21 protein-coding genes are annotated in these 25,062 nt (G+C 65.6%); 13 read left to right on the top strand and 8 right to left on the bottom strand.

What is annotated here, in order from left to right:
• Positions 1-87 precede the first annotated feature (87 nt).
• The 3 genes from ACXAGF_RS10565 to dusA all read left to right on the top strand — a co-directional run bounded on the left by ACXAGF_RS10565 (position 88) and on the right by dusA (position 3,461).
• On the top strand, positions 88-921 hold the full coding sequence (locus tag ACXAGF_RS10565) for a HupE/UreJ family protein (RefSeq protein ID WP_475016808.1): 834 nt from the start codon (positions 88-90) through the stop codon (positions 919-921).
• A gap of 60 nt (positions 922-981) precedes the next feature.
• Complete coding sequence (locus tag ACXAGF_RS10560; RefSeq protein WP_475016806.1) at positions 982-1,662, top strand: peroxiredoxin-like family protein; 681 nt, start codon at positions 982-984, stop codon at positions 1,660-1,662.
• Positions 1,663-2,102: 440 nt separating this feature from the next.
• The gene (dusA, locus tag ACXAGF_RS10555) at positions 2,103-3,461 is read left to right on the top strand and encodes a tRNA dihydrouridine(20/20a) synthase DusA (protein WP_475016804.1); all 1,359 of its coding nucleotides are present in this window, start codon (positions 2,103-2,105) and stop codon (positions 3,459-3,461) included.
• Between the two features lie 44 nt (positions 3,462-3,505).
• Here the strand turns inward: dusA and ACXAGF_RS10550 are convergent, their stop codons facing one another.
• The 4 genes from ACXAGF_RS10550 to ACXAGF_RS10535 form a co-directional block, all read right to left on the bottom strand.
• Positions 3,506-3,835, bottom strand: a complete 330-nt coding sequence (locus ACXAGF_RS10550; protein ID WP_475016803.1) for a hypothetical protein — start codon at positions 3,833-3,835, stop codon at positions 3,506-3,508.
• A gap of 986 nt (positions 3,836-4,821) precedes the next feature.
• A complete protein-coding gene (locus tag ACXAGF_RS10545) occupies positions 4,822-7,257 on the bottom strand; it encodes an SIR2 family protein (protein WP_475016800.1) in 2,436 nt (811 codons plus the stop codon).
• A gap of 183 nt (positions 7,258-7,440) precedes the next feature.
• Entirely contained in the window at positions 7,441-10,671 is a 3,231-nt protein-coding gene (gene uvrB / locus ACXAGF_RS10540) for an excinuclease ABC subunit UvrB (RefSeq protein ID WP_475016797.1), read from the bottom strand.
• 255 nt (positions 10,672-10,926) lie between these two features.
• Positions 10,927-12,534 (bottom strand): DUF1254 domain-containing protein, encoded by a 1,608-nt coding sequence (locus ACXAGF_RS10535; RefSeq protein ID WP_475016795.1) that lies wholly within the window; start codon positions 12,532-12,534, stop codon positions 10,927-10,929.
• A gap of 460 nt (positions 12,535-12,994) precedes the next feature.
• On the opposite strand from ACXAGF_RS10535, the gene ACXAGF_RS10530 reads away from it, so the two are divergent.
• The 3 genes from ACXAGF_RS10530 to ACXAGF_RS10520 all read left to right on the top strand — a co-directional run bounded on the left by ACXAGF_RS10530 (position 12,995) and on the right by ACXAGF_RS10520 (position 16,181).
• Entirely contained in the window at positions 12,995-13,348 is a 354-nt protein-coding gene (locus ACXAGF_RS10530) for a DMT family protein (protein WP_475016794.1), read from the top strand.
• Between the two features lie 62 nt (positions 13,349-13,410).
• Positions 13,411-14,952 carry a DUF1800 domain-containing protein gene (locus ACXAGF_RS10525; RefSeq protein WP_475016793.1) on the top strand — a complete coding sequence of 514 codons (1,542 nt, stop codon included), beginning with the start codon at positions 13,411-13,413 and terminating at the stop codon, positions 14,950-14,952.
• 59 nt (positions 14,953-15,011) lie between these two features.
• Positions 15,012-16,181, top strand: a complete 1,170-nt coding sequence (locus ACXAGF_RS10520; protein ID WP_475016791.1) for a DUF1501 domain-containing protein — start codon at positions 15,012-15,014, stop codon at positions 16,179-16,181.
• A 9-nt stretch (positions 16,182-16,190) separates the two neighbouring features.
• On the opposite strand, the gene ACXAGF_RS10515 is transcribed toward ACXAGF_RS10520, so the two are convergent.
• Together ACXAGF_RS10515 and ACXAGF_RS10510 are read right to left on the bottom strand one after the other, a co-directional pair.
• Complete coding sequence (locus ACXAGF_RS10515) at positions 16,191-16,781, bottom strand: hypothetical protein (protein ID WP_475016789.1); 591 nt, start codon at positions 16,779-16,781, stop codon at positions 16,191-16,193.
• A gap of 42 nt (positions 16,782-16,823) precedes the next feature.
• Positions 16,824-17,204, bottom strand: a complete 381-nt coding sequence (locus ACXAGF_RS10510; protein WP_475016788.1) for an acyl-CoA thioesterase — start codon at positions 17,202-17,204, stop codon at positions 16,824-16,826.
• 215 nt (positions 17,205-17,419) lie between these two features.
• Between ACXAGF_RS10510 and ACXAGF_RS10505 the strand changes: the two genes are divergently transcribed.
• The 7 genes from ACXAGF_RS10505 to ACXAGF_RS10475 all read left to right on the top strand — a co-directional run bounded on the left by ACXAGF_RS10505 (position 17,420) and on the right by ACXAGF_RS10475 (position 24,114).
• Positions 17,420-19,231, top strand: coding sequence for a methyl-accepting chemotaxis protein (locus ACXAGF_RS10505; RefSeq protein WP_475016786.1), 1,812 nt, complete (start codon positions 17,420-17,422; stop codon positions 19,229-19,231).
• Between the two features lie 268 nt (positions 19,232-19,499).
• Positions 19,500-20,669, top strand: a complete 1,170-nt coding sequence (locus ACXAGF_RS10500) for an extensin-like domain-containing protein (RefSeq protein ID WP_475019258.1) — start codon at positions 19,500-19,502, stop codon at positions 20,667-20,669.
• A gap of 106 nt (positions 20,670-20,775) precedes the next feature.
• On the top strand, positions 20,776-21,060 hold the full coding sequence (locus ACXAGF_RS10495) for an acylphosphatase (RefSeq protein WP_475016784.1): 285 nt from the start codon (positions 20,776-20,778) through the stop codon (positions 21,058-21,060).
• Positions 21,061-21,302: 242 nt separating this feature from the next.
• Complete coding sequence (locus ACXAGF_RS10490) at positions 21,303-22,124, top strand: sulfite exporter TauE/SafE family protein (protein WP_475016783.1); 822 nt, start codon at positions 21,303-21,305, stop codon at positions 22,122-22,124.
• Positions 22,125-22,220: 96 nt separating this feature from the next.
• On the top strand, positions 22,221-23,147 hold the full coding sequence (locus ACXAGF_RS10485; RefSeq protein WP_475016781.1) for an ABC transporter ATP-binding protein: 927 nt from the start codon (positions 22,221-22,223) through the stop codon (positions 23,145-23,147).
• Positions 23,144-23,905, top strand: coding sequence for an ABC transporter permease (locus ACXAGF_RS10480; protein WP_475016779.1), 762 nt, complete (start codon positions 23,144-23,146; stop codon positions 23,903-23,905). The genes ACXAGF_RS10485 and ACXAGF_RS10480 overlap by 4 nt, the downstream gene beginning before the upstream one ends.
• A gap of 62 nt (positions 23,906-23,967) precedes the next feature.
• Complete coding sequence (locus ACXAGF_RS10475; RefSeq protein WP_475016777.1) at positions 23,968-24,114, top strand: hypothetical protein; 147 nt, start codon at positions 23,968-23,970, stop codon at positions 24,112-24,114.
• A gap of 11 nt (positions 24,115-24,125) precedes the next feature.
• Here ACXAGF_RS10475 and ACXAGF_RS10470 read toward each other — a convergent pair whose 3' ends face one another.
• Together ACXAGF_RS10470 and ACXAGF_RS10465 are read right to left on the bottom strand one after the other, a co-directional pair.
• Positions 24,126-24,824 carry a retropepsin-like aspartic protease family protein gene (locus ACXAGF_RS10470; protein ID WP_475016775.1) on the bottom strand — a complete coding sequence of 233 codons (699 nt, stop codon included), beginning with the start codon at positions 24,822-24,824 and terminating at the stop codon, positions 24,126-24,128.
• A complete protein-coding gene (locus ACXAGF_RS10465) occupies positions 24,821-25,042 on the bottom strand; it encodes a DUF1289 domain-containing protein (protein WP_475016774.1) in 222 nt (73 codons plus the stop codon). Before ACXAGF_RS10465 ends, ACXAGF_RS10470 begins: the two co-directional genes overlap by 4 nt.
• Positions 25,043-25,062 lie beyond the last annotated feature (20 nt).

The raw sequence follows: 25,062 nt of genomic DNA, 5'->3' as shown, positions 1-25,062 counted from the left end.
CACTCTAGCACCGCCTTGCGGGGCGGGGACAGCGGCCCGGCCGGCTTGGGTTGCTTTTCGACATGTGCGCCATGAGCGGCGCGGACCGTGTCCGCCCGCCAGGCCGCCGCCTCGGGGCTTACTGTAGCCGAGCTCATCGAGAACGGCGCCAAGGCGCTTATCGAAGATGAGCTGAAGAGCCCGATCGTGGGCAAGAGCATTTGGGTGCACAACAAGATCACCGATGAGCCCTTCAAGATCCGCTACGATCAGGGCGGCACGGCGGTTGTGCTCCATGTCGGTTCCGGCTCGATGCAGCCAAGCCTCTCCGGCGACCTTCCGCAAAGGTCCTACCAGACGCGGCCGTCTCAGCCCTGGGTGGAGATCGAGCGATCTGGCGGCATCCGGGCGACGGTCGTCGACTTCGTGCGCCAGGGCTTCGAGCATATCCTGTCCGGACCAGACCACTTGCTGTTCGTTCTCGGTCTACTGCTGCTGGCACGCTCGCAATGGATGCTGGTGAAGACGATAACCGCGTTCACCGTCGCTCATAGCGTGACGCTTGCCGCTACAACGCTCGGCTACGTCAAACTTCCTGCAGCCCCGATCGAAGCGCTGATCGCATTGTCCATTGTATTTCTGGGCGTCGAGATTGTCCGGACCTGCAAGGGCACAACAAGCTTTGCCGTCCGCAACCCTTGGGCCCTGGCATTTGCCTTCGGGCTGCTTCACGGCTTCGGCTTTGCCGGCGCGCTGTCGGCGGCGGGGCAGGTTGGGCTGATCGCCACACCGAGCCGGCTCAGGATGACGCATCGGGGCGCGGCCATCTGCCCGTTGGCGCGGATGCGCCAACAGCGGGAAGCTGCCGCCGTCGCGAGACAGCTGAAGGTCGCATCCGAGCTGATCCTTACTGTCAACGTGGCGAGAGGTGCCGTGGCGTGATAGGTGTGGACCGGGATCACGCCCGGCATTCACCCGATCGCTCGGCAGAGGAGAGATGCCATGGGAGGCCAGATGCAGCCGCTGCAACCCGGGCAAAGCGCGCCCGCCTTTAGCCTTCCGTCGGCCAATCAGAAAGGAACGGTTTCTCTCGCCAGCCTGCGCGGCCATCCGTTCCTGATCGCCTTCTTCCGCGGGTTGCACTGCCCGTTCTGTCGGCGTCAGCTGGGACAGCTCGGCGGCCTGCAGCCTGCCCTGCGCGCCGCGGGGGTGGAAACGGTTGCCGTGATCAACACGCCGGTGGAGCGCGCCCGCATCTATTTCGGGCATCGGCCAACGCCGGCGGTGCTCCTGTGCGATAAGGACTGCGCCACGCACCGGGCCTTCGGGGTGCCGCGCGCCGAGTTCCTGCCCGCGGACAGTCGCGAGCCGCCGGCATGGCCCGGTCGGGCTAGCCTTGAGCAATTCGAGGCCGCCCGCATCAACCCGACGGGCGAGCTGTCGCAAGCCATCCATCCCATGGCGGCCAATACCGTGCTCAACGCCCGGGATGGCTTCGCGCTCGAGGCCGCCGATCATGCGATCTTCGCAAGCCACGCCACACAGCTTGTCGGGCACTTCCTGGTCGACGCCGACGGCATCGTTCGCTGGGTGCAAATCGAGGCACGCGACGGGCCGGACAGCCTCTGCATCTTTCCAAGCGCGGCGGAGATGCTCGCCGCGGCCGGCAGCCTGCGACACTGAAGGCGTCGCATCCTTGGTCTACGCCAGGCGCACCGCGCCGTCGGTCGGGACGCTTGGGCGGCCGACGGACCACAGCGCAACCGGTCGCCAGCGCCGGCGGCCGGCGTTCAAGGTCGGGTTCGCGCCCGGTGCGGGGGCAAGGGGCACGGAGGCGCAGGGAGCGGGCCGGCGCGTGCCGGTTCCCGCACCCGCAGCCGGGCTGGTGCCGCGGGACGACGCGCGAAGGTCCGGGCTCCGGCGCGGATCGCGGCGCCGTCTCGCCTTCTGCGGATCGCTGCAGTATAAGCGTGGCAACCGTCGCGACGCATGCGCGCCGAAGTCCCCATTTGCCCCGCGCCCCGCGCCGTTGCCGGAGCGTCGCAACGGCATGGCAGAGACAGGCAAAACGGCGCGAGCGGCAAAGAGGACGCGACCCGAAAGAACGACATTAAGTGGCTGGAATGTATAAAGAGGCTTTGGAAACCGGACGCAAGATCTTCGCCACGGCGCCGATGATCGACTGGTCGGACCGGCATTTTCGCTATTTCGCCCGGCAGCTGACGCGGAACGCGCTGCTCTACACCGAGATGATCGTCGCCGACGCGATCCTGCGCGGCGACCGCGACAAGCTGCTCGGCTTCGACCCGGTCGAGCACCCGGTGGCGCTGCAGCTCGGCGGCAGTGACCCGGACAAGCTGGCGCAGGCCGCGCGCATCGGCGAGGCCCACGGCTATGACGAGATCAACCTCAATGTCGGCTGCCCATCCGACCGGGTGCAGTCCGGCACCTTCGGCGCCTGCTTGATGCGCACGCCGCAGCTGGTGGCCGACTGCGTCGCGGCGATGAAGGCGCAGGTGTCACTGCCGGTGACGGTCAAGTGCCGCATCGGCGTCGACGAGCAGGACCCGGAGGTGGCGCTGCGCGACCTCGTTGCCCGCCTCAGGGTCGCCGGCGTCGACGCCGTCTGGGTGCATGCGCGCAAGGCCTGGCTGCAGGGCCTGAGCCCGAAGGAGAACCGCGACATCCCGCCGCTCGACTACGGCCTGGTGCGGCGGCTGAAGGCGGAGAATCCCGACCTGTTCATTGGCCTGAACGGCGGCCTGCACGGCCTGTCGCAGGCGCTGGCCGAGATCGGCGCGCCGGGAAAGAGCTTGGGCGAGGACGAGGCGCCGCGGGAGGACGAAGGCGAGAGCGGTCTGGACGGCGCCATGCTCGGCCGTGCCGCTTACCAGGACAGCGGCGTGCTCGCCGGCGTGGACGCGCTTTTTCCCCGGCCGGGGATCAGCCGTCTCGATGCGGCGCCGTCAACGGCCGACGCCGGCGGCCCCCTCATCCGGCCCTCCGGGCCACCTTCTCCCCGGCGGGGAGAAGCGGGTGCCCCGCGCGACGCCGCGGGTGACCTTTCTGCCAGCGCCGGCGACCCATTCCCTCTTCTCCCCGGCGGGGAGAAGAGCCGATCGGAGCGAGGCGATGAGGGGGGCTTTGCCACGAATGCTGCGGGTGCCGGCCCCCGACCTTCTCCCCGCGGAGGAGAACAGCGGGCCGCGGTCGGTCTGCCGGCCGGCGCTTCCGACGCCGCCTTCCGGGAAGGCGTGCGCGACGCGATGATGTACTATGCCGGCCGGGTGGTCGCCGGCGGCGGGCGGCTGAACCATGTCACCCGCCACATGGTCGGGCTGTTCCAGGGCGCGCCCGGCGCGCGCCGCTACCGCCAGATCCTCTCTGCCGATGCCACCAGGCCGGGCGCCGGGCCCGAGGTGATCGCCGCCGCCTTCGCCGCGGTGCTGGAGGCGGGCGCCGCGAAGTCCGCGGCCGAATAGGGCCGGGGCCGGGCGGCGCGCAGGCCGGCGGGGTCTCGGCGGCGTCAAGGCGGCGCCGCCGAAAGGGCCGTGGCGCCGCGCTTCAGGTCCGGTGCGATCCGTTTCGCTCCGATCGAACGCAGGAAATCGCGATAGTCCGCGAGGTCGCGGCCGGCATAGGGCGGGGCCGCGACGGCGTCGCGCGCGCGGCAGAAGCGGTGGAAGCGCGCCTGCAGCGGGTGGCCCCGCCCCAGCATCGCCGCCACGATAGCCACCGCCGCGTCCTGCAGCTCGCGCTCGTCCGGGTCGCGGCTCGGTGGCGTGACGAGCCGGGCGGGTTCGAAGGCAACGCTGTCGAGCAGCCGCAGAGTCTCCGTGCGCAGTGCCCGGTGCACGCCCGCACGTCCGCCGCCGCACCGCCGAGGCAGGCCGGCCGGTCGCAACCGTCGACCAGGGTGCAGCTCCGCGCCCGCAGGCACGCCCGGCGCCGGCAGACGCGCTCGGGAAACAGCAGCAGCGCGCAGATCAGGCTGTCCACACAGTCCCGGAGGACCGGGGCGAGGCGGCTGCCGGGCTCGTCGGTCTGGTGCGGCATGCGGGGCTCCTGTCGTTTGGGAGGCAGTAGGGAGCGGGCAGTGGGCAGTAGGCAGTAGCGAACAAGGCAAGGGAATGGGTGATGTGGGCTGGCGTGCGGGCAAGGGGGAACGGGGGAGACCGGTTTTCTCGGCCCCGCCTCCTCGTCCGCGCGCCGCTCGTCGTCGCGACCGCCTGCCAGCAGGGCTCCACGCGCCCTGCCCACTGCCCACTCACTGCCTACTGCCTACTGCAGCAGCGACGCATGCCGTCGGCGCCGTGGGTGGGCTGCGGTGTCGGACGGGGCGCTGGAAGCTGCCTCATCTTGAAGTGTTGTCTGTGGCACCTTTCCGCGCCCCGTTCGGCGGTTTGTGCCTGCGAAAGCGATCCTCTGCCTCGTCCGCCGGTGAAGGCGGCCGCTCGTGTGCCACCGCTCGGGCACGTCCGGCGTGCAACCCGGGTATTCACCCGTCGTCGCCGGAGGGGACCAGTCTCGCAGGCCCGGGCCGTGAGGTCTCGCGTCACTCCCTCACGCCCCGCGCCGTCCCCGCCTCGCCGCAACGCCTTGCGGTGTATCCGCGGCGGAAGGGGGGGATTGTGGCACGGGGGTAGGGCGCGTGGATGAATTGGGGGGTGCTGGCGTTAATTTTGTGGGGGAAGTTTTCGAATTCATCCCCTCGTTCTACAGAGTTCGATAGGGCAAACTGAAAATGCTAAGCTGAGACTTGGTTCACAGAAGTTCGCAATCAGCGTTTCAGTTCGCAAAATCTTAAAGCGGACCGCACACTTCTCAATTAAGTGTTATGCGCTATTGGCTATTTCCGCGTATCGTGTCGATGAGCCGTTTCAGTTCAGAAGATAAATATTGAACGTCTCTGTGTCTTGCCCTCTCATTCCTCTCCTCTGCAAGCTGAAGCATCTCGTTGCACCTCTGAACGAATCTTTCCCTCTTCTCATTGTCCCAGTTGCGGAAATGAATAGCCGCAATATCACTGAATAGCTTGCCGGCTTTGAATGGATAGTGCCGTGTTTCTTCGTCGAAAATTTGGTTGATTAGTTTGAGCGATCCGTTCCAGAAGAGCTTAAATGCTTCATCTGAGGAGCGTTCAACCACTGCCATCTGAAGCTGAAAACGAGAAAAATAATTCTCGATCCTCCTTAGATTCGGCTCGCGCCGCGCCTTCTCTCTCTCGAACGCATTTTTAAATGCCACTTTGCATTCATCAAGATCGTGATTGGACTCAAGGTTTCCGTGAATGCTCAAAGCTATTCCGAACTGAAGCCAGTAATCGGAGCGATTCGCAGTGTCTCCGTAGTTCCTGATCTTGTGATAGTAGGACTTAAGCGAGGTAAATTTTTCTGGTCCTTCAACAAAAAATGATTCAATGTTGCTGTATTTCATAAGATCTATAACTAGATGCCGCATCTCATCGTCGGAGATCGAGAATGTCATTGCTGCCTTATATATCTTCTCCAAGGACCTGATCTTTGTGTTTGGATCAACAATATTGTTCAGTATTTCTGTGGCGATAAGTCCAGCGCGCGCAGTAATCGATGAGGTGTTGATATTCACAAAATGCATTAGAGCCGCGCGGTGGTGCTCCAGTGCCGACGCGATTTTCCGGGTGCCGAAAAAGTTCTGCCAATCCGCAATCCAAAAATGATATTGGAGAACGTTCAGTATCAGTGACGCAACGAAGAAATCTGATACCTCCGGGTCCTCAAGAACCGGGAGTATTTCTCTCTGTATCCTGGAGATAATATCGCTAGATTGTGCCGCTCTGATTAAGATTCTGGACATCGACGATGCGAGTGTAGTCTGAGAAAACGCAATGCGCCTCTCAGTCTTCCATCCCGCAAACTCATTCCAGAGTCCTGAAAAATTTAAAAGTGTATCTAAGTGAGTGAGGTCGTCGTATGACAATTTCTCTAGGTCAATAACTTGAATGTTTCCCTTGAATGTACTGCTTATTTTTGTTTCGAATAATTCATGCAATGAAGTGCGTGCGCTAAACACAGCAACATGCCCAGGTTGCCTTACGTGGCTCAAAGTTTCTAACTCAGGAAGATATCTGTTGTAATTGTCAAATATGAAGGCAACTTTTTCGTATTTCGCAGCCTGAATGATATCGTCGTGGATGTTTCTCCTATCTATCGCGTTGAAAACTTTGTATGAGTTCTCGTGAAGTTTTTCAGCGATGCCGAGACATGCAAATGTTTTTCCCGCCCCAATCCCGCCAGTTATTACCAAATCAGACGTACTTCCGTTGAGTAAGGACTCGACAGGATGTTGGAGTGCCTCCCGTCGGATCAGAGGTTGAATAACGTTGCTTCTGTCGAACAGATTTATTTGGTCAATCGATCCATAAATTAGTTGCTCATAGAGAGCTTGCGACATTCGGTCTTGATCATTCTCGCTTCGTGGGGGGGCTTCAAACCTTTGCAGCGAGGTGAATATGTAGGAGTCTTCAGGTTTCTTGAAGTTTTTACCAACTTGCTTTTTTCGAGCGTATACGTATTCAATCCCGCTCGGATACACGGCCCCATAATGTGAAAGTATTTCTATATCTATATCGTTAGTGTTCTCGGCTGTGACAATAACGGTTTTCGACTTCTGAGATTTTTCGGAGATTATAATCCTTGTTATGTCTAAATCCCTCATGCTGTAGCCAATGAATATCATTGCGCCACAGTTGGCAATGTCTTGCCTCATAAATCCCGCCCATTGACTTTCCGGGAAGCTGCTATTTGCGTAGCTCCAATCTGTCAGCACCAACTCGGTATCGAGCGTATGAAGTGTGGCGATCTCTAAATGACCGTTGATATAAATATGATCTCCATCTCTAACTCCTCGGGGTGTCTGGGTGTGGGAAAAGTTTGTATGCTTTTTTCTGTGTAGCGACAATAGATTATCATAGTTTGTCGTATATATCCTCTTCCATGGTAGAGACAAGAGGTCTTTAAGTTTTTGGTTTGTTTCGACGATTGTAAGATTTTTATCTAAAAAATATTTAAGATCGTGAGCTCCTCTTTTTCGACGATAGTATTGCGAAATTCTCGTAAGGTCTCCGTAGTTATCCGAAACGTTTAGTTCCTTTGCCAGCAAATTTGCTAACTCGCCTCCATTCGGTATGTTTGAATGCAGGATATTCTTAGATTCCGATCCTACACCTGCACCCAGAAATAATATCGCGTTCCCTGAGAGTGCTGTTTGAAGTGCGTGATCTAAACTGTCGCTATTCATATTTCCCTCGGCGTTATGCGAATTCATTTGTTACTTGAAAATTTTGGCTGTCAAGGCGGTTGTGTGGTTTGTGTCTGCGCCCAAGGCGTGCAGTTGAATTCTGTTCTGAACAATGCATCCAAGGATGCAAAGAGTGCGAGGTTTCGTGATGTAGTGGTCGTCGCGTTTGGTTCTGGATTAGCGTCACCGCCCCGGCCGTCCCGTCTTCCCCTTGCCTTTCGACTTTCGCTTCTCCTCGCCCGGATCTTCATAGCTCCCCGCACCGATCCTTCCCCGAAAGACCGGCTTAACGTCTTCGGCGGAGGCTCGGGAGGTGGCCGGGGATGACGGGCGCGGGGCGGGGGCGTCGCTGTGGTCCGGTTGGCCTTCGAGCAGCGGCGAGATGCGCTTCTTCGTGCTCTTCGCGGCCTCGGGTTTTTCCGGCAGGTGGCCGGTAACCGGCTTTTCGGTGCGGCCGACGGTCATTTCGTCCAGGGTGTTCTTGCGGAAGAGCGATTGCCCCTCATACGCCCTTCGGGCACCTTCTCCCCGTGAACGGGGAGAAGGGATTTCCGTGTCGGTGCCCGGGCCCATGTCGTCGAGCGAGGGTTTGGCGAAGGTGGGGCCGCGGGTGTCCGATCCCTCCCCCTTGTGGGGAGGCTGGTCCGAAGGACCGGGAGGGGTTTCACTCGCGGCGTTCCCCTCCTTAACCCTCCCCGCAAGGGGGAGGGAGCCGGCAGCGGCCGTTCTGGCGTTGCCGCTCTTCCTGCCACCTTCCTGGCTCCGCGCCTCCTCGCGCGCCATAGGGTCGTCTAGTACGGCGAGCTCGGCGGCCTTGAGGCGCTTGATCTCGTCGCGGATGCGGGCGGCGGCCTCGAAGTCGAGGTCGGCGGCGGCGTCGCGCATCTGCTTCTCCAGCGCCTCGAGATGGGCCTTGAGGTTGTTGCCGACGAGGTGGCCGTCCTCGGCGAAGCCCTTGCCGGCGACGCCGGAGATGTCGGCGCGGACGTGGTCGCGCTCGTAGACCGAATCGAGGATGTCGGAGATCCTCGCCTTGACCGATTCCGGGGTGATGCCGTGCGCGGCGTTGTAGGCCATCTGCTTGTCGCGGCGGCGGCCGGTCTCGTCCATCGCCCGCTGCATCGAGCCGGTGACGGTGTCGGCGTAGAGGATGACCTTGCCGTCGACGTTGCGGGCGGCGCGGCCGATGGTCTGGATCAGCGAGGTCTCCGAGCGCAAAAACCCTTCCTTGTCGGCGTCGAGGATGGCGACGAAGCCGCATTCGGGAATGTCGAGGCCCTCGCGCAGCAGGTTGATGCCGACCAGCACGTCGAAGGCGCCGAGGCGCAGGTCGCGGATGATCTCGATGCGCTCGAGCGTGTCGATGTCGGAATGCATGTAGCGCACGCGCACGCCCTGCTCGTGCAGGTACTCGGTCAGGTCCTCGGCCATGCGCTTGGTCAGCACGGTGACGAGGGTGCGGTAGCCGCGCGCGGCGGTGTCGCGGATCTCGCCCAGCACGTCGTCGACCTGGGTCTTGGCCGAGCGGATCTCGACCGGCGGGTCGATCAGCCCGGTCGGGCGGATCACCTGCTCGGCGAAGACGCCGCCGGACTGCTCGAGTTCCCAGCCGCCTGGGGTGGCCGAGACGGCGATCGTGTCCGGCCGCATCGCGTCCCATTCCTCGAAGCGCAAGGGGCGGTTGTCCATGCAGGAGGGCAGGCGGAAGCCGTATTCGGCGAGCGTCGCCTTGCGGCGGAAGTCGCCGCGGTACATCGCGCCGATCTGCGGGACGGTGACGTGGCTCTCGTCGATGAACACCAGCGCGTTGTCGGGGATGTACTCGAACATGGTCGGCGGCGGCTCGCCCGGCTTGCGGCCGGTGAGGTAGCGCGAATAGTTCTCGATGCCGGCGCAGGAGCCGGTCGCCTCGAGCATCTCCAGGTCGTAGCGGGTGCGCTGCTCGAGGCGCTGGGCCTCCAGCAGCCGCCCGGCCTTCTCCAGCTCGGCGAGGCGCAGCTTCAGCTCCTCGCGGATCGCCTTGATCGCGGCGTTCAGCGTCGGCCGCGGGGTGACGTAGTGTGAGTTGGCGTAGATCTTGACCGACTTCAGCTCGCCGGTCTTCTGACCGGTCAGCGGGTCGAACTCGGTGATCGCGTCGATCTCGTCGCCGAACAGCGAGATGCGCCAGGCGGCGTCCTCGAGGTGGGCGGGGAAGATCTCGATGGTGTCGCCGCGGACGCGGAAGGAGCCGCGGACGAAGTTGATGTCCTGGCGCTTGTACTGCTGGGCGACGAGGTCGGCGAGCAGCTGGCGCTGGTCGATGCGGTCGCCGACGGTCATCTGGAAGGTCATGGCGGTATAGGTCTCGACCGAGCCGATACCGTAGATGCACGAGACCGAGGCGACGATGATGCAGTCGTCGCGCTCGAGAATCGCGCGCGTGGCGGCGTGGCGCATGCGGTCGATCTGCTCGTTGATCGAGGAATCCTTTTCAATATAGGTGTCCGAGCGCGGCACGTAGGCCTCGGGCTGGTAATAGTCGTAGTAGGAGACGAAGTACTCGACCGCGTTGTCGGGGAAGAAGTTCTTGAACTCGGAATAGAGCTGCGCCGCCAGCGTCTTGTTCGGCGCCAGGATGAGGGCAGGGCGCTGCGTCGCCTCGATCACCTTGGCCATCGTGAAGGTCTTGCCCGAGCCGGTGACGCCGAGCAGCACCTGGCTGCGCTCGCCGCCGTCGAGGCCCTCGACGAGATCCTTGATCGCGGTCGGCTGGTCGCCGGCGGGGTCGTAGTCGGAGACCATGCGGATGGCGATGCCGCCCTCGGACTTTTCCGGCCGCGGCGGGCGGTGCGGCGTCCAGATCTCGCCGTTCTTGTGCAGCGGATTGCCGCTCTCGATCAGCTTCGCCAGCGCCTCGACCGTGGCGGTGACGGCCGTGCCGGCGTTGAGCGAGGAGGCGTCCTCCAGCGCCACGTCGAGCCCGGCGACCGGGTTGAGCCCGGCGGCGGCGCGGGTCTTCGGGTCGGAGGAGGCGCCGATCGACACGCCGCGGGCGGTCTTTTGCGCGCTCACGCCGTCGCCGCGCGCCTTCGCTCCGCCAGTCTTGCTTTGCCCGGCTGCGGCGTCACGGGAAGGGCCCGGCACAGGCTCGGACGCCCGCTCGGGCTTGCGGCCCGCGGTGGAACTGTCCAGCGCGACCTTCTCCGAATGGCGGCGGGCGGCGTTTTCCACCTGCTTGCGGTGCTTGCCGGCCCTGGAGGCGATCTCGCGCTGGCTCTCCAGCGTCGAGGCCTCGGCGTCGGCCTCGAGCTGCCGCACCCAGTCGGCGAGCGAGCCGGACGCCGGGGTGTCGGGCGCGCCGGCGAAGCCGGACTGCGGGGCTTCCTCGAAGCCGGGGGGCGAGGACGACGGTTTTTTCGGGGATCTGGCCATGGACGCGAATATGGAGAGAGTCAGCCGGAAAGGGAAGGGGGGATGAGTACAAAAGGGAAACGAAATATGTGGGCGCGATGCTGGCGGCCCGGATCGCGCCGGGGCGGACGATGGCGGATCGGGCCGGTGTCGGGCTTGGGTTGGGCCGGTGCCGGGTCGGTGTCGGGCTGGTGGCCCGGACGGCGGGGGCGGGGGAACGGCGGACGGGACCGGGGGACGGCGCGCGTCCGTCCCCCGTCGCTTGCTGCGGGCAGGCTAGGGCACCAGCTCGATCTCGCTCGGCCGCCACGACTTGTCGAAGAACGGCCGCAGCGGGCTGTAGAGCCGCAGGATCGTGAACCAGCCCTTCTGCGGATCGGTCTGGATCCAGTTGCCGCGCGCGACGCCGTCCGGCTGCTCGGGCGCGAACCAGATGGTGGTGGCGCCGTCCGCGTCGGCCTCGGCTGCCGGCGAGGGGAAGCTCTGGCTGCCGGCGCGCGGATAGCGCTGCGGCGTGTCGAGCATCGAGCGGGTCATGTTGTCATAGACGGTGAAGGACCAGAAGTTCTCCTCCGGGATGTCCTTCGGCAGCGTCACCTTGTAGGTCTTCGACCCGTCGAAGTGGTTCTTGTCGGCGTCGGTCACCGCCAGCAGGTACTGCGAGCCGATGCCGGTCAGCCGCATGGCCATGGCGGGGGTGATGCCGGTGACGCCGTAGAAGAAGTTGGTGCGCGCGTCCATGGTCCGGTAGCCGGTCGGCGGGAACGGCTTGACGCCTTCGGCGGTGATCTCGGGAATCGGCGTCTCGAACTCGTAGCCCGTCAGGAACAGGAAGTTGAACCAGGACGAGTCCGGATAGTAGAACCAGCTCTCGTCGCGCGGGTTCATGAACAGCGCGCGCGAGGTGGCGTTCGCCTCCGCCAGCGCCTCGGTCATGATCTTCTTCATCCGCTCGTCCGGCTCGAACGGCTTGCCCTTCTGGATGCCGATCGCCGCCACTGGACCCATCAGCTCCGGATCGAGCGCGGTGGCCGGCTCGCTCTGCACGACCTCGTTGAGCATCTCGTAGAAGCTCCAGTCGCTCGGCGGGATCGTGTTCATCACCGTGCCGGTGCCCTCGTGGAACACCGTCTCCGGCGGCGGCGTCACGCGGCCAAGCTTCGCCTCGCCGGCGAGGAAGGCGGCGATCGGCGTGCCGACGCCGCCCTCCTCGTAGGGGTAGACCCTGGTCCGCTGCCGGATCGTCTCCACTACAGGCTTGGGATCGCTGCCGTTCTCGAGGAACGAGCGGCCGAACCACAGGATCGTGTTGGTGCGCGCCCTGGCGACGTAGAAGCCGCCCTCGGGCAGGGTCCCGTCATAGTCCGGCGGCACGATCAGGTACTTGCCACCCTCGCCGCGGTCGGGTCCGGGCAGCCCGAGGTCGATCACCCAGCGAAACCACGCGTCCTGCACGACACCGAGGAACTTCGGCGGCGCCTCCAGCACCACGGGCCCCTTGCTGAGGTCGATATAGCCCATGACGTAGACCGTGTCGGCGTTGGCGGTCAGGAACAGCGACTTTGCGTCCATCAGCTCGGAGAAGACGAGCACCTCGTTTTCCTTCATGCCGATGTCCTGCATGCCCTTCTTCAGCGCATGAATGCTGACGCCGCGCAGATTGTCCATGTAGGCGCGAAAGGCGTAGGTGAAGTCGAGATTGTCGAAAAGCTTCTGCGCGGTCTCGCCGGTCGCCACGCCGTTTTGGAACTGGAGCGTGCCGAGGCGGGTTTCCACCGTATCGGGCGTCGTGATGGACGGCGGTATCGCTGTCTCCTGGGCCGTCGCGGCGGTAGCGCCAAGCGCAAGCAGCAGGGCAGCGGCGGAAATGGGCATCCTCTTCATGTTGACCCTCTCTCGTTTCGGACGTTCTTGCCATCGCGGCAGTGTAGCCGGCGGCCTTGGAACGACGATGACGCTTTGCTTCATTGGCATGAACTGCGGTGGCCGCCGGACGCAAGTCCTCGACCAGGTCGTTGATGGCGCGGCTGGCCGCGGGCGGTTTGGCCGCCGCGGACGATCCTGACAGCGGATTGCCGAACATCCTCGACGCCGGTGCGGGAGGATGGCGACAGTTTCGCTGATCTGGCCATGGTTGAATATGGCGGCAGTCACCGGCAAAGGAAAGGGCGGAAGTTGCAAAAGGCAATCGGCCTCCCGTCCTGGCTGCCGGGGCGTAGGATGGCGGTGCCCTGGCGGGGTGCGCGAAATTTGCAGCTTCGGTGCGGCGCGGCGACAGATCGCTACGGCGGATCGGACCGAATCGTCTATGAAGGGCGATCACGCCCGAAGTCCGGAACGCCCCATGCCCTTCGCCCTCAATCCTGCGGCCGTCTGGCCGATCGTGCTGCTCTGCCTCTCCAACGTGTTCATGACCTTTGCCTGGTACGGACACCTCAAGGTCAAGTCGGCGCCGCTGATGATCGTCGTGCTGGCGAGCTGGGCCATCGCCTTCTTCGAATACTGCCTTGCGGTGCCGGCGAACCGGATCGGCCATCAGGTCTATTCGGCGGCGCAGCTGAAGACGATTCAGGAGGTGATCACGCTCGTCATCTTCGCCGGATTCTCGGTGTTCTGGCTGAAGGAAAGCCTGTCCTGGAACCACCTGATCGGCTTCGCGTTGATCGCCGCCGGCGCGGCTTTCGTGTTCAAGGGCTAGGAAGCACGAAATTCGTCGCAATTCGGCGCTAGGGAAGCGATGTTACGGACAGGGACGGGCGCATGACGGTTTCATTCACGACGATGGCGGCGATCCGGTTCGGCCACGGCTTGCGGCCGGGCGAGGTGCCGGCCCGAAACGTCGACGAGTTGCTCGAACAGGTGCGGCGCGGGACGGCGGAGGTCTGCCCGTTCCCGTATGGCGGCATCGCCGGCCGGCGTGCCAGCTTTCCCAGGCTTCGTACCATGGCCGAGGACCAGCGGCAGGCACGCAAGACCGGAACCGTGCCGAAGATCGACGGCAAGCCGGTCTACCCCTACCAGGTCGCCCTGTCCTCGGCGTTCCTGCGCGACCAGCACCTGAAACTGCAACACGCGGTGGCTTCGCCGAACGGCTTCTTCGAGCGCCTCGCCGCGTTCTGGTTCGACCATTTCGCCGTCAGCGCGTCGAAGGGGTCGACGATGCGCCTGCTCGTCGCGCTGTACGAGGCCGAGGCGCTGCGGCCGAACCTCGGCGGCTCGTTCGAACACCTGCTGAAAGCGGCCGTGCTGCACCCGGCGATGCTGGTCTATCTCGACCAGAGCCGCTCGATCGGCTCGAACTCGCCTGCAGGCGGCAGAACGGGGAAGGGCCTGAACGAAAACCTCGCCCGCGAGTTGATCGAACTGCACACGCTCGGCGCCGGCGCCGGCTACAGCCAGGCGGACGTGCGGGCGGCGGCCTGCGTGCTGACCGGTCTGGATCACAATTCATGGGCATTCGAGACCCGCTATCGCCGCCAGCGGGCGGAGCCGGGCGTCCACCGCGTGCTCGGCCGTGACTATGGGGGACGGGAAAGGCGGATCGAAGACGTCGACGCGCTTCTGGCCGACCTCGCCGCACACGAGGCGACGGCCCGGCATGTCTGCCGCAAGCTGGTGGTCCACTTCATCGCCGACGACCCGCCCGAAGAAGTGGTCGAGTCCATGGTCGCCGCCTGGACGACCAGCGGCGGCAACCTCCTCGAGGTCTACCGGGCGATGCTGCTGCATCCGCGAAGCTGGACCGAGGAGGGGCGGAAGGTGCGCCAGCCGTTCGACTTCGTCTGCGCCGGCCTGCGGGCATTGGAGGTGCCGCCGGAGGCGCTTGCGCCGCTGCCGGCAAGGCCGGCCAAAGCGGCGACGCGCGCGGCGGGTTCAGGGGCAATGGCGGCGGCCGACGACGAGGCGAATGACCCGGCGGCGCAGGTGACGGCGGCCGGCCAGGCCATAAAGGCGCGCGGCCTGGATGCGCCGATGGCGGACGGGCGGGCGCCGTTGCGGGCCAATCCGCTCTCGGTGGGCGCCCTGACCCTGCTCGGCCAGCCACTATGGCGGCCGCCCAGTCCCGCCGGCTGGGACGAGACCGTTTCGGCCTGGGTGACGGCCAGCCAGCTGACGCAGCGGATCGGCTGGGCCCGCCGGCTGTCGGCACGCTTCGGCGGCGGGCGCGATCCGCGCGCGACGCTGAAGGCGGTGCTGGTGGAGGCGGCACGGGACGACACCATCGCGGTCGTGGCGCGGGCGCCGAGCCGCGAGACCGGACTGGCGCTGGTGCTGGCCGCGCCGGAGTTCAACAGGCGCTAGCGGCCGCGGGCTGCACGGATGGCGGGCGGAATGAAAGCCCACGCTTACGGAGATCGAGCATGACCACCGAACTGAGCCGCCGCTTCTTTCTTGCCGGTGCCTGCTGCCTGGCGGCGACGCCGCTGGTGACGCCGGTGAGCTTCGCCGCCGTGCCGGGCGAGAACCGGCTGGTGACGATCGTGCTGCGGGGCGCCATGGACGGGCTGGCGCTGGTCCAGCCCCACGCCGATCCGGCGCTGCGAGCGCTGCGGCCGACGCTGGCGATCGCGCCCGGGCAGGGGCTGATCGATCTCGACGGCTTCTTCGGACTGCACCCGCTGGCCGAGCCGCTGCTGCCGCTGTGGCGCGCGGGCGAGGTCGGCTTCGTCCACGCGATCTCGACGCCCTACCGCGACGGACGCAGCCATTTCGACGGGCAGGACATGCTGGAAAGCGGCGGAGCGGCGGTGCAGCAGGAGCGTACCGGCTGGCTCAACCGGGCGATCGCCGGCATCCCGCGCAGTGCCGGGCGCAAGGCGATCGACGTCAACACCACCTCCGAGTTGATCCTGTCGGGGCCCAATCCCGTCGACGTCTGGTCGACCCGGTCCGACCTCACCCTTGGCGGCGACGAACAGGCCTTCTTCACCCGGCTCTACCGCAACGATCCGGTCTTCGCCGCGGCGATGGAAGAGGCGGTCGCGACCGACCTGTTTTCCGACGGCCTCTATGCCGAGGCCAGGCGCGGCGCCGGCGCCGCAGACGTGGCCAGACTGGCCGCCGGCATGCTGTCCGGCGAGCACCGGATTGCCAGCTTCTCCATCGGCGGTTGGGACACCCATGTCGGCCAGGAGCGGACGTTCCGGCGACCGGTGACGGAGCTGTGCCGCGCGATCCTGGCGTTGAAGGACAACCTTGCGCCGGATATCTGGCGCCGGACCGCCGTCCTTGCGATCACCGAGTTCGGCCGGACCGCGCGGGAGAACGGCTCGGGCGGAACCGATCACGGCACCGGCGGGCTGGCGATCATCGCCGGCGGTGCGGTGGCCGGCGGGCGGGTGCACGGCGTTTGGCCGACGCTGAAGGACGACCGCCTGCTCGACGGACGCGACCTTGCGCCGACCACCGACCTGCGGCAGCTGGCGGCGGCGATGCTGCACCAGCAGTTCGGCATTTCGGCCGGCGAGCTCGGCTCCCGCGTGTTCCCGGGCTTGTCGCTCGATACGGCGGCTAGCTACCTGCGCGGCTGAAGGGCGCGCTCAGCCGATCACGTCGAAAAGGCGGAAGATCCAGGTCACCTGATAGAGCAGGCCGACCGAAACGAAGGCGGCGTGGAAGCGGCGGTTGGCGGTGACGGCGGCGATGATGCAAAGCACGATATAGACGATGTTGCGCAGCGGGTATTCGTAGCCGAACGATTCGAAATACAACCGGCCCTTGAACGCGGTGTCGGCCAGGTCCACGGCATAGGCCAGCGCCAGAAAGGCGAAGAACCAGCCCCTGCGCGACATGAAGTAGTCCTCGTAGCCGTCGTACTCGTCCATCGACAACGGGAAGAGCAGGACGCAGAGGAAAAAGAACAGGCAGGCAAAACCGATCAGGAACAGGTAGAGCCCGAAGTCGATGGCCGCGAGCGCCTGCAGGCGGTACTCCCACCACCAGAAATGCAGCACGAAGATCAGGATCGACGCGACCCAGCCGAGATGGATCCAGTAGACCCGGGTCCTGCCCGGATGCTGGACGAACACCGCGAGCCCCGACAGGAGCCGGGCGAGCGAGAGGCTGACCACCATGCCGATGACGACGCGGACGTGGGCGAAGAGGGCCGGATCGGCGGCCGGTGGCTCCATCGAGGCACTCCCTTGGTCGCTGGCGACGCTTGCCAGATCTCGCTATTCGGCCGGGACCGGCGTCGGCTTGCCCTCGTGATCCAGCGCGACCATGACGAAGGTCGCCGCCGTCACCTTGTCGAGCTCGCCGGTCAGGTAGCGACGGGCCCAGGCCTCGACCAGCAGCGTGATCGAGGTGCGGCCGACCGCGGTGATCTCGGTAAAGACGTTGATGGTGTCGCCGATCTTGACCGGCAGCTGGAACGCCATCTCCCGCACCGCACGGGTGACGACGCGGCCGTGGGCCCGCTCGGCGGCGCGGATGCCGGCCGCCAGGTCCATCTGCGCCATCACCCAGCCGCCGAAGATGTCGCCGGCGGCATTGGCGTCGCCCGGCATGGCGAGCGTCCTGAGGGTCAATTGGCCTTGAGGGGTATCGGTCATGAGTCGGCGGCCTCCGGTTGCTACGAGCGGTGTAGACCAGTATCCGCCCCGGCAAAAGGGGCAAATGGGCGCTCGCCGCGGCCGCGTCGTTACACCGGTGGGGCGTCCCGCAGTACCGAATCTGATAATTGGCAGTTTAGTCGAATTTAACCGGTTGCGACCGAGTATCCGCCATCATTGGCAGCCACGCCTGCCGGTATGTGAGGGGGGCTCTCGTGAATAAACTGAAAATCTCTGCCAGGTTGTACCTGCTGGTCGGGCTTGCACTGGCCGTTTTTTCCGCCGTTTCCATCTACACCCTGTTCTATTACCACGATGCGATGGTGGCAGAGCGCAAGTCGAAGTTGCGGGCGCTGGACCAGAACGTCATCACGCTGTTCGAACATTTCCACGGGCTGGAGACCTCCGGCGCGCTGACGACCGAGGAGGCGCAGACGCGCGCCAAGGACGCGGTCCGGGCGCTGCGCTACGAGGGCAACGGCTATTACTGGATCAACGACTACAGCGCCGGCATCGTCATGCATCCGATCAAGCCGGAGCTCGACAACACCGACCAGTCCGGCATGAAGGACCCGACCGGCAAGTTCATCTTCCAGGAGTTCGGCAAGATCGCCAAGGCCGAGGGCGAGGGCTTCGTCGACTACTACTGGCCGAAGCCGGGCGCCGAGGAGCCGGTGCTGAAGTATTCGCACGTCGCCGGCTTCGCCCCCTGGGGCTGGGTGGTGGGCACGGGCGTCTATGCCGACGACCTGGCGGCCATGTTCCGCAGCAACGCCGTGTCGATGGGCGGGATGCTGCTGCTCGGCGCCGCCGCGATCGTGCTGGTCGCCTTCGCCATCGTTCGCAGCGTGGTCCGCCCGATCGCGCGGCTGAAGGCGTCGATGCTGGCGATCGCGCAGGAGGACGTTTCCGGCGAGGTGCCCGAGACCGACCGCCGCGACGAGATCGGCGACATGGCCAAGGTGGTCTCGGTGCTGCGCGATTCGGTCCGCGAACGCGCCGAACTGCGGGTGCGGGAGGGCGAGCAGCAGCAGCGGCTCGACGCCGAGCGCAACGAGGGCGAGCGCCGGCAGCGCGCCGTCAGCCAGTCGCAGACCGCCGCCATGGACACGGTCGGGGCCGCGCTCGAACGGCTGGCGAGCGGTGATCTGTCCGCCACCATCGACGCGATCGCGCCGGAATACGCCAAGCTGCGCGACGACTTCAACCGCGCCGCCGGCGCGCTCAACGAGGTGATCGGCGCGATCGCCCACTCGACCGACATCGTCCACGGCAGCGCCGGCGGCATCGCCGAGGCGGCCAACAACCTGTCGCACCGGACCGAGCAGCAGGCCGCCTCGCTGGAGGAGACCGCTGCGGCGCTGGACGAGATCACCGCCGCCGTCCGCAGCGCATCCGAACGCGCCAGCGAGGCCAGCCGGATGGTGGCGCAGACCAAGGAGAGCGCCGGCCGCTCCGGCTCGATCGTGCGCGACGCGGTCTCGGCCATGGGCCGGATCGAGGACGCCTCCAACCGGATCGGCCAGATCATCGGCGTGATCGACGAGATCGCCTTCCAGACCAACCTGCTGGCGCTCAATGCCGGGGTGGAGGCCGCCCGGGCCGGCGAGGCGGGACGCGGTTTCGCGGTGGTCGCACAGGAGGTGCGCGAGCTGGCGCAGCGCTCGGCCAACGCCGCCAAGGAGATCAAGGGCCTGATCAGCAACTCCGCGACCGAGGTCGACAACGGCGTGACGCTCGTGCGCTCCACCGGCGAGGCGCTGGCCGAGATCGAGCAACTGGTCAACCAGGTCAACGAGCAGGTGCAGTCGATTGCGACCGCCTCGCGCGAGCAGTCGGTCGGCCTCGCCGAGGTCAACACCGCCGTCAACCAGATGGACCAGATGACGCAGCAGAACGCGGCCATGGTCGAGGAGACCAACGCTGCCGGCCAGACGCTGACCCAGGAAAGCAACCAGCTGAAGGCGCTGCTGCAGAACTTCCAGCTGTCCGCGCAGCCGGCCGTTCGCGCGGCCCGCGCCGCCTGATCCAAGAAAAAGACGACCTGAAAGGGCTGGCCCCGGCGATCGCGCCGGGGCTTTTTCATTCGCGACGGCCGGCGGCCAGTCCTGGCGGGGCTCGGTGAAACCGTTCGTTTACCCTGCCGGCCTAAACTTTCCTTGCCTTGCAGCGGGATAGCCCTGCCGGCCTCCGTTCGCTGAATTTCTCCCGAATGCGGACACATGGCGACGACACCATGCGGGACAGGTTTTCTCGGGAACGGTCATGGGTATTGCGTCTGTCTTCTCCCCTCGAATGTCGGCGGCGCTGCTGGCGGCGGCGCTGGCCACCGGCTGCAGCGGCGACCTGAGTCCGCCCGCCAGCATCGACGGGGAGAGCATGGTCAATGCGATCACGCCGAGCGTCCCGGTCGGCAGGACGGCCGCGGCCGATCCGGCCGCCGAGGTGGCGGTGGCGGCGGCCAGCGACAATGCGGGCTACCCGCTCGGGGCCGGCGGCGTGGTGGTATCGGCGCAGCCGGCCGGCAGCCTGCCGATGATCGACAGCGACGCGGCGCTCGGCGCTGGCGGAGCGGCGCAGACCGCGGCGGCCAGCGGCATGTCGCAGATCCCCGGGGGCGGGATCAACATGGACGAAGGGCTCGGCGTGGCGCCGGTCCAGGGCTTGGCCGAGGCCCAGGCGCACGAGATCGCCGAGGGCAATGCGACGCAGGTCGTCGTCGGCGGCATCGGCACCGATGCGCCGCGGCGGATCGGCGAGCCGGCGGGCGTGCCCATGCCGGAGGCAGGCGAGGAGGTCGTTCGGGCGGCGCCGGCCGCGCCGAAGGCGGCGGCGGGCGCGGGCCAGCAGGTCGCCTTCATCCCGCGTTTCGACAATCCGATGAGCGTTCCGGAGTCCTTTGGCGGCATGCCGGCGGCGGAAAAGGCCTGCCGCCAACGGCTGCACCAGCTCGGCGTGCGGTTCCGCGAAATGCCGTCGATTTCCAAGGGCGGCTCCTGCGGGATAGCCCACCCGATCGAGTTGCAGGCGTTGTCCGGCGGCATCCAGATCAAGCCGGCGGCGCAGCTCAACTGCCAGATCACCGAAGCCTTCGCCCGGTGGGTCAAGAACGAACTCGCGCCCTCGGCGCGACTGCGCTACCTCTCGGGCGTCCGTTCGATCCACCAGATGTCGTCCTATTCCTGCCGCACGATGAACTCGCAGCGCGGCGCGGCAATGTCCGAGCACGCCCGCGGCAACGCGATCGACATCGGCAAGATCGTGCTCAACAGCGGCAAGGAGATCCTGGTCCGGAAAAAAGGCTTCTTCGCCTTCCGCGAAAAGGGGCTGCTGAAGGCGGTGCGCACCGACAGCTGCAAGTATTTCACCACCGTGCTCGGCCCGGGCAGCGATCGCTATCACAAGGACCACTTCCATTTCGATCTGCGCGTGCGCAAGTCGGGCTACCGTCACTGCAGCCTGTGACGGGCGCCGGGCGGGCGCGGCGCAACGGCGCGGACCTGCGCCCGGTACCGGCTTGCATTCCCGTCCTTCCGTTCCATTTTCCTTGCATCGAACAGCGAGTGTCGCCATGGCGGACGATTTCGAAGCCATCGAAGTGCGCATAAGGGGGCGTGTGCAGGGGGTCGGCTACCGAGCCTGGAGCCGGGGGCAGGCGATCAGGCTCGGCCTTGCCGGCTGGGTGCGGAACGAGCGGGACGGCTCCGTGACCGCGCTGATCGCCGGACCCGGTCCGGCGCTCGCCGCCATGGTCGAGCGCTTCTGGCAGGGGCCGCCCGGCGCCGCCGTCACCTCCGTGGAAACCAGCACGACGGACCTCCAGGAACGGCCGGCCGGGTTCCGCATCACGCGGTAGCGCGCCTGCTGCCGTACGCCCGAGCAAAAAAATGGCCGGCTCGAGAGCCGGCCAAGCGTGTCCGGCAGAGTGTGCGCACTGCCGGCAGAACAACGGTGGGCGCGTTTCCGCGACGGAGGCGGCGAGGGCGCCGCCGTGCAAGCTGGCGCTGCAACGACAGTGATTGAAAACGATCACGATATCATGACAGTTACGCCGACTGCGCGAATCCCTTCGACAATTCCGAGCCACCAGGAGCCGCCATGCCGCCCGTCGCCGACCTTGCCATGTTTGCCCTTGCCCTTTCGGGCGCTGGCGTCGTGTCCGGCCTGCTGGCAGGCATCTTCGGCATCGGCGGCGGGGCGATCCTCGTGCCGGTGTTCTATCAGGTGTTCGGTTATCTCGACGTGCCGGAGGCGGTCCGGATGCACCTGTCCGTGGGAACCTCGATCGCCATCATCGTGCCGACGTCGCTGCGCTCGTTCTCGGCGCACCGGGCGCGGGGTGCGGTCGATATGGCGCTGCTGCGCTGCTGGATCCTGGCGGTGCCGCTCGGAGCCATCCTGGCGGCGGCGATCGCCGCGCTGATCTCCAGCGCCGGGCTGCGCCTCATCTTCGTCGTCATCGCGACCGTGTTCGCCATCCGCATGATCTTCGACCAGCCGCATTGGCGGCTGGGCAAAGACCTGCCGCCGAACCCCTGGAAGTGGCTCGCCGGCGTGGCGATCGGCACGCTGTCGGGCCTGATGGGCATTGGCGGCGGCATCCTGAACAACACCTTCATGACGCTCTACGGCCGGCCGATCCACCAGGCGGTGGCGACCTCGTCCGGCGTCGGCGTGCTGATCTCGATCCCCGGGCTGTTCGGATATGTCTGGGCCGGCTGGGGCGAGCCGGGGCTGCCGCCGTTCTCGACCGGCTTCGTCAACTGGGTCGCCGTCGCGCTGATCATTCCGGTGACGCTGATCGTCGCGCCCTACGGCGTCCGGATCGCCCACGCGCTCAGCAAGCGGCATCTGGAGATTGGCTTCGGCCTGTTCCTGCTCCTCGTCAGCGCGCGCTTCCTCCACAGCATCTACTTCTGATTGCCGGATCGAAAGAAAAGGGATGAAATCCCGCGCGCAAACCGGCATATAGCAGAGCCCCATCCCTGACGGATTGCATGCCGAGCGGACTTCTTCATGGCCCCCATCGTACGCATCGAGAATCTCACCAAGAGCTATGCCAGCGGTTTCCAGGCCCTCAAGGGCGTCAGCCTCGACATCGAGAAGGGCGAGATCCTGGCGCTGCTCGGCCCGAACGGCGCCGGCAAGACGACGATGATCTCGATCATCTGCGGCATCGTTACGCCCACCAGCGGACGGGTGACGGTCGCCGGCCACGACGTCATCCGCGATTTTCGCAAGACGCGGGCGATCATCGGCCTCGTGCCGCAGGAATTGACGCTCGACGCGTTCGAGACCGTGTTCAACACCGTCTCGTTCTCGCGCGGCCTGCACGGCAAGCAGCCCGATCCCGCACTGATCGAGCGGATCCTGCGTGAGTTGTCGCTGTGGGACAAGAAGGACACGATCCTGCGGCACCTTTCCGGCGGCATGCGCCGGCGGGTGCTGATCGCCAAGGCGCTGTCCTACGAGCCGGACGTGCTGTTCCTCGACGAGCCGACCGCCGGCGTCGACGTCAGCCTGCGCAAGGAGATGTGGCAGCTGGTGGAGCGCCTGCGCGCCGGCGGCGTCACCATCATCCTGACCACGCACTATATCGAGGAAGCCGAGGAGATCGCCGATCGGATCGGCGTGATCAACAAGGGCGAGATCCTGCTGGTCGAGGACAAGGCGGCGCTGATGCAGAAGCTCGGGCGCAAGAAGCTCACCGTCGAGCTGGCCGAGCCGGTCTCCGCCGTTCCGGCGGCGCTGGCGCACTACAACCTGACGATCGGCAGCGGCGGGCATTCGCTGGTCTACGACTACGACACTTCGGCGGACCGGACCGGAATCACCGGTCTGCTCGGCGCACTGGCGGAGCAGGGCCTGCGGCTGAAGGACGTGGCGACCGAGCAAAGCTCGCTCGAGGACATCTTCGTCGAACTGGTGGGGGGCACGGAATGAACACCGCGGCGATCAAGGCGATCTACCGGTTCGAGATGGCGCGCATGCGCCGGACGCTGCTACAGAGCGTGGTCTCGCCGGTCGTGTCCACCTCGCTCTACTTCATCGTCTTCGGCGCCGCGATCGGTTCGCGCGTGGAGCAGATCGGCGGCGTGTCCTACGGCGCCTTCATCGCGCCGGGGCTAATCATGCTGACGCTGCTCAGCCAGTGCATCGGCAACGGCTCGTTCGGGATCTACTTTCCCAAGTTCACCGGCACGATCTACGAGATCCTTTCGGCGCCGATCTCGATGGTCGAGATCCTGATCGGCTATGTCGGCGCGGCGGCGACGAAGGGGCTTATCGTCGGCACGATCATTCTCGCCACCGCCTCGCTGTTCGTCGACATCACCATCGCCCACCCGTTCGTGATGCTGCTGTTCTTCGTGTTGACGGCGGTCACCTTCAGCCTGTTCGGCTTCATGATCGGCATCTGGGCGAAGGACTTCGAGCAGCTGAACCTGATTCCGATGCTGGTGATCCCGCCGCTCGTGTTCCTCGGCGGCAGCTTCTATTCGATCGACATGCTGCCGCCGTTCTGGCAGACGGTCAGCCATTTCAACCCGGTGCTCTACCTTGTTTCCGGCTTCCGCTGGAGCTTCTACGAGATCGCCGACGTCAACCCGGTGCTCAGCCTTGCAATCGTGCTGCTCTTCCTTGCTGCCTGCCTTTCGGTGACGGCGTGGATTTTCAGGACCGGCTACAAGCTGAAGAACTGACGGACCTTTGGGCCGCTCCGCGCGTTGTCCGTGCAACGACAACGGCAAAATGGAGCGCGACGATGGCCGAGCGACACGGCGACAGGGTGGTGGTTTCAAAGAACGAGGCGCGGCAGGGGATCGAGCTCCACCGGATGCGCTATGTGCTGGCGGCAAGCCTTGCGCTGGTGATCGCCGGCTTCGGTCTCTACTACCTGCTCGCCGCCTGACCGGGCCGGGGCTAGTCGCGCAGTCGGAGTTCGTCGCCCCGCATTTCCACCGATGCCAGCGTGCCGAGGAACGTCATGCCGAGCAGGCCCTGTTCCAGCCGTCCCGGTCCGGCCACCATGGCACGGACACCTCGGCGTTCGATCGGGCCGATGGCGACGCTGTCGAGCCGCACCGGCGCGGCGACGGCGGTGCCGTTCGCGGTGGAAACCAGCAGGTTGAAGTCGAGCGTTTCCGGCTGCAGGCCAAGGCGCTCGGCATCGCTGTAGGTCAGCACCACCGTGCTGGCGCCGGTGTCGACGATCAGATTGGTGGAACCGCCATTGATCTGGGCCTGCACCTGGAAATGGCCGTGGTCCAGCTTGTGCAGCACCAGCACCTGGTCGCCCGAGGCGTCGGTCGTGACCACCGCCCGGCCGGGAACGAGGCCGGCCACGAGGCGTCCGGCGACGGATTGCAGGTCGTCGCGGTAGACGTAGCCGGCGACGAACACCAGAGCGATCAGCAGCCACAGGGCGCCGTTGCGGAGGTTCTCGCTCAGGCGGCCGCGGCTCGCGAGGAGGCCGGTCGCGATCAGCGCGGCGATCGCCACGAGCTGGATCATCTGGGCGAAGGCGTCATTGCCGATCCCGAAGGTGCGGCCGTCCTGATGGTTCAGCAGCAACATCGCCAGGCCGAAGCCGAGAATGGCGATCAGGATCCAGAACCTCATCCCTCGCCACGCTCCCGCGCCATCCGTGAGCGGCGGGTCTCGCGCCGCGGCTTGCGCTCGACCGTGGCGAGGCGGTCGGGCAAGGCGGCCATGATCTCGCGGCGTTGCGTCGAAGAGTAGAGCGTCCAGGCGCCGATTTCCTCGCGCGTGCGGCCGCAGCCGAAACAGTAGCCGGTGACGTCATCGATCGAACAGACGAGTATGCAGGGCGATTCCATCGGGTTTCCAAACGCTTCCT

The organism is Mycoplana sp. ABR4_002 (assembly GCF_056159645.1).
Note: the sequence above shows the minus strand (reverse complement) of the source record. Positions and strands in the feature narration are given on the sequence as shown.